At 39.1% G+C, this 12371-nt stretch carries 10 protein-coding genes; 5 read left to right on the top strand and 5 right to left on the bottom strand.

From position 1 onward, the window contains the following. Positions 1 to 31: 31 nt before the first annotated feature. The 4 genes from phrB to BLS38_RS04925 form a co-directional block, all read right to left on the bottom strand. Positions 32 to 1456 carry a deoxyribodipyrimidine photo-lyase gene (phrB, locus tag BLS38_RS04940; RefSeq protein WP_092747295.1) on the bottom strand — a complete coding sequence of 475 codons (1425 nt, stop codon included), beginning with the start codon at positions 1454 to 1456 and terminating at the stop codon, positions 32 to 34. Between the two features lie 88 nt (positions 1457 to 1544). Further along, complete coding sequence (locus BLS38_RS04935) at positions 1545 to 2027, bottom strand: FKBP-type peptidyl-prolyl cis-trans isomerase (RefSeq protein ID WP_092747293.1); 483 nt, start codon at positions 2025 to 2027, stop codon at positions 1545 to 1547. 186 nt (positions 2028 to 2213) lie between these two features. After that, entirely contained in the window at positions 2214 to 3503 is a 1290-nt protein-coding gene (locus BLS38_RS04930; protein ID WP_092747291.1) for an NAD(P)/FAD-dependent oxidoreductase, read from the bottom strand. Between the two features lie 105 nt (positions 3504 to 3608). Continuing rightward, positions 3609 to 4898 carry a D-alanyl-D-alanine carboxypeptidase family protein gene (locus tag BLS38_RS04925; RefSeq protein ID WP_244518199.1) on the bottom strand — a complete coding sequence of 430 codons (1290 nt, stop codon included), beginning with the start codon at positions 4896 to 4898 and terminating at the stop codon, positions 3609 to 3611. A gap of 171 nt (positions 4899 to 5069) precedes the next feature. Between BLS38_RS04925 and BLS38_RS04920 the strand changes: the two genes are divergently transcribed. Continuing rightward, positions 5070 to 6770, top strand: coding sequence for a M61 family metallopeptidase (locus tag BLS38_RS04920; RefSeq protein ID WP_092747287.1), 1701 nt, complete (start codon positions 5070 to 5072; stop codon positions 6768 to 6770). Positions 6771 to 6830: 60 nt separating this feature from the next. Here the strand turns inward: BLS38_RS04920 and BLS38_RS04915 are convergent, their stop codons facing one another. After that, entirely contained in the window at positions 6831 to 7604 is a 774-nt protein-coding gene (locus BLS38_RS04915; RefSeq protein WP_092747285.1) for a pseudouridine synthase, read from the bottom strand. Positions 7605 to 7779: 175 nt separating this feature from the next. Here BLS38_RS04915 and icd point away from each other — a divergent pair, with 175 nt between their 5' ends. From icd to BLS38_RS04895, 4 genes are all read left to right on the top strand, one after another. Then, positions 7780 to 9033, top strand: coding sequence for an NADP-dependent isocitrate dehydrogenase (gene icd / locus BLS38_RS04910; RefSeq protein WP_092747283.1), 1254 nt, complete (start codon positions 7780 to 7782; stop codon positions 9031 to 9033). Positions 9034 to 9215: 182 nt separating this feature from the next. Then, positions 9216 to 10616: an L-cystine transporter gene (locus BLS38_RS04905; RefSeq protein ID WP_092747281.1), complete on the top strand. Its 1401-nt coding sequence runs from the start codon at positions 9216 to 9218 to the stop codon at positions 10614 to 10616. Positions 10617 to 10624: 8 nt separating this feature from the next. Then, positions 10625 to 11449: a PhzF family phenazine biosynthesis protein gene (locus tag BLS38_RS04900; protein ID WP_092747279.1), complete on the top strand. Its 825-nt coding sequence runs from the start codon at positions 10625 to 10627 to the stop codon at positions 11447 to 11449. A 97-nt stretch (positions 11450 to 11546) separates the two neighbouring features. Beyond that, the gene (locus BLS38_RS04895) at positions 11547 to 12029 is read left to right on the top strand and encodes a tetratricopeptide repeat protein (RefSeq protein WP_092747277.1); all 483 of its coding nucleotides are present in this window, start codon (positions 11547 to 11549) and stop codon (positions 12027 to 12029) included. Positions 12030 to 12371: the final 342 nt, after the last annotated feature.

The following is a 12371-nucleotide window of genomic DNA, read 5'->3' as shown; positions in this document are numbered from 1 at the left end:
TAAAAGACCATCATACCTTTGAGGGTTTTATTTAAAGGTTTTTAAAAGCGTCAATGGCACGTACACGGCTAGATTTAAGGTCTACGATGGGTTTCGGGTATTCGATGTGGCCAATTTTATGCTCAAATGGGGCATGTACCTGCTTCGCAGATAATGATGCCAATTCAGGCACCCACTGTTTGATATAAGTGCCTTCTGGGTCGAAGCGTTCAGACTGCGTGACTGGATTGAAAATGCGAAAATAGGGTGCAGAGTCCGTACCTGTAGAAGCAGACCATTGCCAACCGCCATTATTGGCCGCCAGTTCTCCATCAATTAAATGTTGCATAAACCAACGTTCACCTTCTCGCCAGTCTATGAGTAAATTTTTAGTGAGAAACATTGCACAGATCATACGTACACGGTTATGCATCCAACCCGTGTTCTTTAACTCTCGCATACCGGCATCTACAATGGGTATGCCAGTTTGACCTTGTGCCCATTTTTCAAAATCGTGTGGTGCATCACGCCATGCCAATCGGGCAGTTTCATCTTTAAATGGTTTTGATTTAGATACTTTAGGATAATCAACCATAATGTGTTGATAAAATTCACGCCAAAGTATTTCACTAAGCCAAGTTTCAATTCCCTTATCGCTTAAAACAAACTCACCGTGATACGGTTGAAACAACGCTTGTAAACATTGTCTGGCTGAAATAATGCCTATATTTAAATACGCAGATATACGACTGGTGCCATGTATGGCAGGCAAGTCTCTTTGGTTTTTGTATTGTTTGACTTGGTGTTGCGTGAACTCATAGAGTTTTTCATGCGCAATAGACTCACCGACAGGCCATTGTTGTAACATGTATTCTGAAACTGGGTATTGTGTCAGCATGTCATCAATAGATACTTGCCGAATGTCATTTTGTAGAGTAATACGCTGTTGTGTTTCAATGTCTGGGTAGCATTTGGGTATGCTGTATTGTAGTCGTTCAAAGCACACTTTTTTAAAAGGGGTAAAAACTTTATAAGGTTGATTGCTCTGTGTACGAATACTTTTTGCAGGAAATAAAGTGTGGTCTTGAAAAAGTTGAAATTTCTTACCCTGTTGTGAAAGTACTTTTAGTACTGCGTCATCACGTTGTTTTTCATGTACAGCATATTCTGCATTGGCGTATACATGGGTTACGCCCAACTGCTCTGTGAGTTGAAGCATATAATTAGCGACATTTTTCCAAAGATTTACTTGAGCCACAATAAGAGGAATATTTTTTTCTAGAAGATGTTGCTGTAGTATTTTGAGTTGTCGAAGATAGAAGTTGATTTTACAAGATGCATCATGATGTATTTGCCATTGTTCTGGCGATAAAATGACGACAGCAATACAGGGTTGGCCTTGCTGTGTGGCATGCCATAGTGCGCTATGGTCTTGTATACGAAGGTCTTGACGAAACCAAATGAGCTGTGTTGGCATAATTATATTTTCTAAACACGGTCTATCTAGTGTAATCATCGGCACAAAAAAAGCAAAGCCGAAGCTTTGCTTTTTTGTTCGTCATCACTTAGTGATGATGACCACCTGCACCATGTACATGGCCGTGGTCTAATTCTTCTTGAGTTGCTTCACGTACGTCAGTTACTTCAACGTCAAATGTAAGGTCTTGACCTGCAAGTGGGAAGTTTGCATCTACAATAATTGTTTCGCCTTCAACAGATTTTACGGTTACGATTTGTACGCCATCATCTGTTTGTGCTTGGAACTGCATGCCCGCTTCGATGTTTTCTACACCTTGGAACATTTGAGCAGGTACTTCTTGCACAAGTTCAGGGTTGTATTCGCCATATGCTTCAGCAGCAGGGATAGTGATTACAAATTTGTCACTAACAGTTTTGCCTTCAAGTGCTTTTTCTAAGCCAGGAATGATGTTTCCTGCACCATGCAAATAAACGAGTGGCTCGCCTTGTGATTTGTCGAGTGTTTCACCTTCTGTATTAGTGAGTGTGTAGTTGAATGAAACAACTTGGTTATTCGCAATTGCGGTCATATCTCATATCCATTTTTATGTGCCAATATTTCAAAATGCATGACTGCATAGAAAAATAGGTTAAGGCATCGTTGCATTGATTTATAGTATGAAGATCATTTGTAAAAAATCAATGAATGGTTGCTTAAAAAACAACCATTACATATTTTTTAGTACAAACAATCAACCTATATAATGTACTTCAAGCTAGTAAAGTTTAATTTTTGGCCCAACACGACGAGTGACAAAGTCTTTTGTCATCATTAAACCTGCTTGCGTATAGCCATGGATATGGGTTTGATGAATACGATAAAGTGATGCATACATTGAACGTGCTAAAGCACCATGTACTTTGACTTGGCCTAGAATTTCACCAATCGCTTTGTTGCGACTTAAAGAAACCAGTGAGCCTTTATCTGTAAAGCTGAACATTGGCATGCTACCACCACGTAAGTACACAGGAATGGCTTCTGCTAAGAAACTGGCCTGTTGGCTTGCGACTTGTGCACGTGGTGCAAGCGGTGGTTCGTGTGCATCAGGTTGGCAGTGGGCACAGTCACCGAGCGCAAAAATGCTTGGTTCGCTTAAAGTTTGCAATGTTGCATACACTTTTAAACGATTAATACGGTCTTTTTCAAAGCCTTCAAGTAATTCAAGTACAGGTGGCGCTTTTACGCCTGCTGCCCACACAATCATGTCTGCTGGAATAGTTTTTCCATCTGCAAATTGAATGGAATCTTTAGTGACTTCGCTCACTTTATGCTCTGTGAGCACATCAATGCCCATTTTTTCGAGCGTTTTTTGTGTTTGTGCAGAGATTGATGCGGATAGTACAGGCAAAATACGATTGGTGGCTTCAATGAGTGTAATCTTGACTGACTTAGGGTCAATATGATCGAGGCCGTATTGGTTGAAATTTTCCTTAGCATCAATGAGCTCTGCTGAAAGCTCTACACCTGTTGCACCTGCACCAATAATAGCAATATTGAGCATTCGTTTTTCAGGTGAGTTTTGTGCATTTAAATACAGATGAAATAGATCTTGTTGGAAAACATCTGCTTGCTCTCGATTGTCTAAGAAGTAGCAGTTGTCACGTACACCCTTGGTGTTAAAGTCATTACAACGAGAGCCAATCGCTAAGACCAGTGTGTCGTAGTGAATGTCTGTAAAGCCTTCGTGATAATATTTCTCTGACAGTTGGGGGGTACTAATTTTAATATTTTTTGTGCTTTTATCTAAACCTTCGAACTGACCCAAAATAAATTGGTAATGATGTTTTTTTGCATGTGCAAAGTAGTTGGTTTCTTCTGAATGTGGGTTCAGTGTACCAGCTGCAATTTCATGCAAAAGTGGCTTCCAAATGTGTGATAATGAGCGGTCAATGAGGGTGATCTGAGCTTTTTTATGCTTACCCAAGGTATTACCGAGCTGCGTTGCTAACTCTAAACCACCAGCACCACCACCAACAATAACTATTCGATGTAATTCGTTATTCATGATTTGGTTTGCCTTTATGTGTTATATGTATTTGACATTCTAAACTGCGTTGTTCCATTTAATATCCCACCTTTTACATCCATGTGAAATGACTTAAAACGACTTTTATTGGTAAATAATAGCTTCTGTAGTTTTATTAGACATAAACGGTAGTATGTGTCTAATCCAATGCATAAATCGTTCAAATAAACTTGCACGTTCTAGTACAACAGGCGCAGAAATTTTTAATTTATCAATTGGTTGATTATTTTGCAAAATGGTGACATTTGCAAGCACCATTTCTCTATTTATTGGTGCAATGAGCTGTTTTTGATCAAGTGTAATATTTAGCTTAATCTGTTGTGGGTTTAACGGTAAAACGGGTTGTTTATTTTCAACAATGACGCCTGTAGTCATATCAAAATTTTGCAGTTGAATTGGCGTGTCTTGAGCATATAAAGATGTGGTCAATATTTTGTTGTTTTTGTAGGTGAAGGTAAAACTTTTTTGCTGGCCATTGATGATGGGTAATTGAAAGAGTGGTTGATTGGCTTTAATTGCAACGATATCTTGTGTATAAGCAAATGCTAGATTCATGAGTTGGTTCGCGACTTGAGCACGCTTGAATTTACTTTTTGTTCCTAAAACCACCACAATGAGTCTGCGTTCAGGTAAAGTTGAATCAGCTGTGAGACGTTTTGCTGTGAGTGCTAAATTAAACCCTGCCGCTGCGGTATAGCCTGTTTTAAGGCCATCTATAGTGTTATCTTTTTTGAGTAACAGATTGGTGGCTTTATGCGTAAGGTCGTCCCATGTATAGCTTTGCTGTTTTGAGTAGTTTAAATATTCTGGGTATTTTTTGATTAGGTGGTCGGCAAGTTTGACCAAGTCGGCAGCAGAGGAGTAGTGGTCTGGCATGGTAATGCCAGCGGGGTTGGTAAAATGGGTATTCGACATACCAAGTTGCTGAGCAGTTGTATTCATCTTTTCAATAAACTGAGGCAAGTTGCCTGAAATTTTCTCAGCCAAAGTCACTGCTGCATCGTTGGCAGACATGACAATTAACCCACTGAGCAGTTGGTCAATTGTAATACGTTCACCGACCTTTAAGCCCATTTTTGACTCATCAAATTTAACGTAATTGACGATACTTGATGCAGTAATAGGGTCTGTGGTTTTGAGTTGTCCTGCATGAATGGCTTCTAAAGTTAAATAAGCCACCATCATTTTGGTTAAAGAGGCAGGTGCACGTTGTATGTCTGCATTATGTTCAGCAATCACTTGTTCTGTTTGTGGGTCAAAGATCATCCAAGATTCGGCTTCTACAGATTCGGGTGCAATGTTAAGTATGGCAGCATTGCTAGAAGTCACAAAAATAAATAAGAAAAATGCGAGTAGAGGTCGTGTAGAAAAAATCAAAAGAATCGCCTTGAAACAAATCAGAACGCAGAACGTTACGTGATCAAACTTAAAATAAATAAAAAAGTGTCACAAAAAATGCACAGTTGTTATTGTTGCATAAAATCATTCAAAAAAAGTGCTAAGCTAAAAGCTCACCTCAATAAAATTGGATTGAAATTCTGACTTATGTTGCACTATCAAATAGCATTTGACGATTATAAACAGCATCTTATTCAGGTGTCGTTCACTTTTTTAGCACAACCTGAGCAAGTGCTATGGTTGCCAACATGGATTCCAGGGAGTTATCTGATTCGTGAGTTTGCCAAGCATGTTGAGTCAGTTCGTGCTCAGACAGTCGCAGGGCAGCCTGTACAGCTTGAAAAATTTGAAAAAAATAAATGGCGAGTACATTTGACACAGGCTCAGGAAATTACCGTGTCGTATCAGGTGTATGCTTATGATTTATCGGTACGTGGTGCGTATGTCGACCAAAATTTATTGTATGTAAACCCTTCGTGTGTGTGTTTAGGGGTGTTGGGTGAAGACGATCAGACATGCCAAGTAGATGTTAAATTACCTGAAGCCTTAACACATTTTACTATTGCTACAGGGCTAAAACATACAAGCGATCAAGTAGGGCATTACACACTGCATGCAGATAATTACATGCAATTGATTGACAGTCCTTTTGAGTGTGCTGTGCAAGATCGGTTTACTTTTGATGCAGAAGGGATTGAACATACATTTACTATTTCAGGCAGACATCAAGCCAATTTACAGCGATTAAAAACAGATCTGACAAAAATTTGTACGACAGAAATACAAATGTTTGGGCATGCACCATTTAATGATTATGTGTTTATGACCATGGCAACAGCCAATCATTATGGTGGTCTTGAGCACCCAAATTCGACCAGTTTAATTGCCCCAAGAACAGATTTCCCAGTGGCTGATGAAAAAGATGAGCCATCAGCGAATTATCAGCGTTATTTAGGGTTATGTAGTCACGAATATTTTCACTCATGGTTAGTGAAATGTATTCGACCTGAAGTATTGGCAAACTATAATTTGCACCAAGAGAGCTATACATCACTACTTTGGATTTTTGAAGGTTTTACCTCGTATTACGATGACCTAATTTTGTTACGTAGTGGTGTGGTTTCTAAAGAAAGTTATTTAACATTGCTGAAAGCACAAATTGACCGCTATTTGCAAAATGCAGGGCGTCAGGTGCAATCTGTTGCTGAGTCAAGTTTTGATACGTGGATTAAATTTTATCGTCCTGATGAAAATACCAGTAATGCAGGTACAAGTTATTATAACAAAGGGGCTTTAGTTGCTTTATGTATTGACTTGAGTTTAAAACTTGAAGGGTCTAGCCTAGACGAAGTGATGCGACAGCTGTATCAAAATGCACAGCAAGGGCAACAAGTTCATGAACAAACCATTTTACAATGCTGTGAAGCATTGACCAAAAAAGATTGGAAACAACGTTTAGATACATGGGTAAACTCAACACAAGAGTTACCACTGGCTGAGTTGTTGACACAGTTTGGCGTAGATTTTGAATTAGAGCAAAAGCAATCTTTACCTTTAGGTATGAAAGTACAAGAGAAACCAGAGGGACTACTAGTGCAACAGGTTCGCCGTGATAGTGTGGCAGCCCAAGCAGGTGTATCTGCACACGATGTGGTGATCGCAATAGACCATTTAAAAGCCACTGAAAAGCTTTTGGCGCAATATAGCGAGCAACAAAAAACGGTAACGCTGCATGTGTTCCGCCGTGATGAGATGCTGACATTACAAGTGAACAGTGCAGATTTAAAACTCGATACAGTGAAACTTACTGTACAAAATGCAGAAAAAGCCAAAGCGTGGTTAGGTTAGTTGGCTTAAACATTCAATAAAAAAGGGGGCAATGTGTTGCCCCCTTTTTTTTCTATAGTGTTAGCGAGTACGACGTCCACGACCTTTTTTTAGATTTGGTCGAGTCGTACCATTGGTAATACGGCGAGGGCGTACTGCATCTGTTTTAAAAATTTCAACTAAGACTTTATCACGTTGTTTATCTTGTTTTTTCGTTTTTTTGTCTACATGACCCGTTTTAGGTTTTGATGCAAAAAATTTCTTTGGTGTTTCTACGTGCTCCATAATTTTTTTAAATTCAGGAAATAACAACGGTTCAATAGAGCGAGTCTCACCTACTTTTAGGCCTAATTCTATTAAGTTAACTGGCCCGACTTGTGTACGAATTAAGCGCAGTGTTGGATAACCGACAGCAGATGTCATGCGGCGAACCTGTCTGTTTCTACCTTCCATAATTTTAATTTCCAACCATGTAGTTGGAATGTTCGCACGGTAGCGAATTGGTGGTGTTCTTTCCCAAAGCCATTCAGGTTCTTCAACAATTTTTACTAATGCAGGTAAGGTCATACCGTCATTAAGTTCCACACCATTACATAATTGTTTCACGGCAGCTGCATCTACAGCACCATCAACTTGCGCTAAATACGTTTTATATTGCTTTTTTTTAGGGCTCGTTAAGTATTGGTTTAATCCACCATGATCAGTTAAGATCAGTAAGCCTTCAGAATCACGATCTAAACGGCCTGAAACACGTAACTCAGTATCATGAATATACTCAGCTAAAGTGGTGTGTTCTGCTTCTTCTCTGAATTGTGAAAGCACATTAAATGGTTTATTGAGTATGGTAATTTTCATGAAAGTATCTGCTTTTACGTGTGTCGTGTATATTGATTTTTTAAATGTAGATTATTTCCAACAGAAATGACGCATTGCATCAATTTACTTTAGAATGAAGTCGCATTTAAAAAAATGAAAAATTGTCATAAAGACAATCATGTAAGTTCGCTAAAGATAAAAGGGAGCCTGTAAAATGGGTTACGACAAGATTGTTGCACCGACACAAGGTGAAAAGATTACCGTTAATACAGATCTATCATGGAATGTGCCAAACCACCCAATTATTCCTTTCATTGAAGGGGATGGGATTGGCATAGATATTACGCCAGCGATGAAAGATGTTGTAAATGCAGCGGTAGAAAAAGCCTATGGTGGTGAACGTGCTATCGAATGGTTAGAAGTATACTGTGGCGAAAAGGCAAATGCTACCTATGGTACATATATGCCTGAAGAAACATTTAAAGCAATACGTGAATATGTAGTCGCAATTAAAGGGCCACTCACTACACCAGTGGGCGGTGGTATGCGTTCACTGAATGTTGCTTTGCGTCAAGAGCTTGATTTATATGTATGTTCACGTCCTGTACGTTGGTTTGAAGGTGTACCATCGCCTGTAAAACACCCTGAACAAACAGATATGACTATTTTTAGAGAAAATTCTGAAGATATTTATGCAGGTATTGAATGGAAAGCCGATTCTGACGAAGCAAAAAAAGTCATTAAGTTTTTACAAGAAGAAATGGGTGTAAAGAAAATCCGTTTTCCTGAAGGCTGTGGTATTGGTGTTAAGCCGGTATCTAAGCAAGGGACAGAGCGTTTAGTGCGTAAAGCAATTCAGTTTGCGATTGATAATGATAAGCCATCTGTGACTTTGGTACACAAAGGCAACATTATGAAGTACACCGAAGGTGCGTTCAAAGAGTGGGGCTATGAATTGGCTATCAATGAGTTTGGTGGCAAGCTTATTGACGGTGGCCCATGGGTAACTATTAAAAACCCAAAAACTGGTGGCGAAATTGTCATTAAAGATGTGATTGCCGATGCATTTTTACAGCAAATTCTAATGCGTCCTGCAGAGTACTCAGTGATTGCAACATTGAACTTAAATGGTGACTATGTATCTGATGCTTTAGCGGCTCAAGTGGGCGGTATTGGTATTGCACCGGGTGCAAATATTGGTGATGCAGTTTCTGTATATGAAGCAACGCACGGTACTGCGCCAAAATATGCAGGTCAAGATAAAGTAAACCCCGGTTCAATTATTCTTTCTGCTGAAATGATGCTGCGTGATATGGGATGGACAGAAGCGGCAGATCTCATTATAAACGGCGTATCTGGTGCGATTAATGCCAAAACAGTGACTTATGACTTTGAGCGCTTAATGGATGGTGCAACACTATTAAGCTGTTCTGATTTTGGTAAAGCCATTATTAAACATATGGGTTAAACTCACCGATTTGTTTAAAGCCCTACACCATGTAGGGCTTTTTTATATCTAAATGTATGATGTGAAAATAAAAAAATATTCTAAGTGAAATTGTATCTCATTTTAAAAAATGCCCTTGAGTTCTTTATAATCCGTGCAAATAGAACAATTTAAATTGCCGTGAGGCTTAGGAGAATAGAGAGATGAATATACCTTTAACGATCAATATCTTGCTATTTGTAGGCTTATTATTGCTGTTAGCACAGCTAAGTAAGCGATCATGGAGTTTGTCTAAAAAAGTTTTGACAGGCCTAGGTCTAGGTGTGTGTTTTGGCTTAGGGTTACAGTGGGTTTATGGTGCTTCAAATCCAGTACTTGCAGAGTCGATTACTTGGTTTAATATTGTGGGTAATGGCTATGTGAAGTTGTTACAAATGATTGTTATGCCACTGGTATTTATTTCAATTTTAAGTGCAGTGGCAAAGTTACATACAGCTACGTCTGCTTTAGGGAAAATGAGTTTTATTAGTATTGGCACACTGCTTTTGACGACAGCGATTGCTGCTTTGGTTGCCGTGGGTGTAACACAGTTGTTTGGCCTTACAGCGCATGGTTTGGTGCAAGGTACAGCAGAAACTGCACGCTTAACTGCAATACAAACAACTTATGCAGGTCAAGTGACTGGCCTAAACGTACCTCAGTTTATTTTATCGTTTATACCAACCAATCCGTTTGCTGAGTTAACTGGTGCAAAACCAACGTCTATTATTAGCGTGGTTATTTTTGCTGTGCTATTGGGTTTAGCAGCCTTGCAACTGGCCAAAGATCACCCTGAAAAAGGGCGTTCAGTTCTAAATGCAGTAGATACGCTACAGCTTTGGGTCATGAGATTGGTGCGTTTAGTCATGAAACTGACACCTTATGGTGTGTTGGCTCTCATGGTAAAAGTGGTTGCAGGTGCTAACCTGAGTGATATTTTAAAACTGGGTGGTTTTTTAGTTGCTTCTTATGTGGGCATTGCTATTATGTTTTTAGTGCATGCCATGATTTTAGCCGGTGTGGGCGTAAGTCCTAAACTGTTCTTTAAAAAAGTGTGGCCTGTGCTAACTTTTGCATTTACCAGTCGCTCTAGTGCAGCAACGATTCCTTTAAATATAGAAACACAAACACGCCGTTTAGGTATTCCAGAGTCAATTGCAAGTTTCTCGGCTTCATTTGGTACAACCATTGGGCAAAATGGCTGTGCTGGGTTGTATCCTGCCATGCTTGCTGTGATGATTGCACCCACTATGGGAGTGAATCCGCTTGACCCAATGTGGATTTTAACACTCGTGGGTGTGGTTACTTTAAGTTCTATTGGTGTGGCAGGGGTAGGTGGCGGTGCAACTTTTGCTGCACTTATTGTGCTACCAACGCTTGGTTTCCCTGTTACGCTGGCCGCGCTTTTAATTTCGATTGAACCTTTAATTGATATGGGGCGTACGGCACTGAATGTAAATGGTTCCATGACTGCAGGAACGGTGACTAGCCAGCTCATGGGGCAGACGGATGTAGAGCGATTAAAACAAAGCCAAGATGAACAACCGATTCATCATCAAACCTGAGAACAATAATGTTAAAAATGTACCAAGTCGATGCGTTTAGCCAAGAGTTATTTAAAGGCAACTCTGCCGCTGTAATCATTTTAAATGAGTGGCTTGATGAGTCGCTCATGCAAAATATTGCTTTAGAAAATAACTTATCTGAAACGGCATTTTTAAAAGCCAGTACAGATGAGAGCTACCATATTCGCTGGTTTACCCCAACCGATGAAATTGCATTTTGTGGTCATGCAACATTAGCCAGTGCATTTATTTTGTTTGAAAATAATCCTGCTTTAAAAAATTTGCGCTTTACAACCAATGAAATGGGAGATTTCTATATTCAGCAAGATACAGATGGCTTGATTGTGATGGAGTTTCCTGTTCGTCAGCCCACGGTACTTGAAGAAATACCTCAGGGTTTAGTCGAGGCTTTAGGTACACCATTTAAGACATTATATGTAAATGACCAAGCGTATGTGGTGGAATACGAGCATGCTGAGCAGGTTCTAGAGTTACAGCCAGATTTTCTTCATTTGAAGAGTATTTGTTTAAATGCCAAAGTGAATGATGGAAAAACGAAAGATGTTGTGATTACTGCTCCAAGTGATCAAGCAGAGTACGACTTTATTAGTCGTTATTTTGCGCCTGCCATAGGGGTGAATGAAGACCCGGTAACAGGCTCAATTCATACAGCCCTTGCGCCGTTTTGGTCACAGCGTTTTAATAAACCTGAGTTAATCGCCTATCAAGCATCTACACGTGGAGGGGTATTGTATTGCAAACAATTATCTGCACAGCGTATGCAAGTTGCAGGTTATGCAAAGCTTTATATGGTGGCAGAAATCTTTGTCTAGTTTGACACCAAAAACTTTTTGAAAATATGGCTAAATACCGTTGGTAGGTGTTTGGCCATATTTTTTAATCTATTTTATGGGTTAAAGAGAAAATGCTATGCACACAGATATTTTGAACCATGCAATTTTATTAAGAAAAGATAAGAAATTTGAACAAAGTAGAAAAATATTGTTTGATTTAATCAACTCACAAGATCAAGTCACTGGTGCCATCTACTTAAATATTGCTTGGGCCTATGATAATGAAGGTCGAGAACAAGATGCTTTAGAGTATTATCAAAAAGCACTCCAAGAAACACTCTCGCCACCTGATCTATTTGAAGCAACGTTTGGTCTGGCGTGTACTTATCATAGTCTAGGGCAGTTCATTCAAGCTGAACAGATTTTTATTAAATTACGTGAACATTATCCGTTGGCTTCAGAAGTTCTTCCATTTTATGCGTTATGTCTTCAAGCTCTAAATAAAAAAGATGAAGCACTTCAAATATTATTTGATCTCATGATTGAGCATCCCCCGACAGCAGCAATTTCAGCTTATAAGCCAGCAATAACATATTACGTGCATGAATTAAAATATTAAGGATACAGCACGGGCCTTGGAAAGTGATTTTCTATGATTGGCTATAATGATTTTGAACGTGTTAAATAATTGGGTTGAGAGCATTCAATGTATGAATCATTAAAAACCAGATGGAAAACTTTCTAAATATTAAAATTTCTGTCTGGTTGCTCGTTTCAATGAGCATTATCTAAATTGATAAATGATAAAAATAGTGTAAATGTAAAAATACTTATAGACTGCAAAATACAATTAAAATACACTTTGAATCAACTTAAATACACAAAGTGCATTATGTATCACACTATAGACACCCTGCTCGAAAAACTCGGTATTGGGGCGAAAAATCGTGCTATACACATA

Origin of the sequence: Acinetobacter boissieri, assembly GCF_900096955.1 — a bacterium.
In the GTDB taxonomy this organism is placed as follows: Bacteria; Pseudomonadota; Gammaproteobacteria; order Pseudomonadales; family Moraxellaceae; genus Acinetobacter; species Acinetobacter boissieri.
Note: the sequence above shows the minus strand (reverse complement) of the source record. Positions and strands in the feature narration are given on the sequence as shown.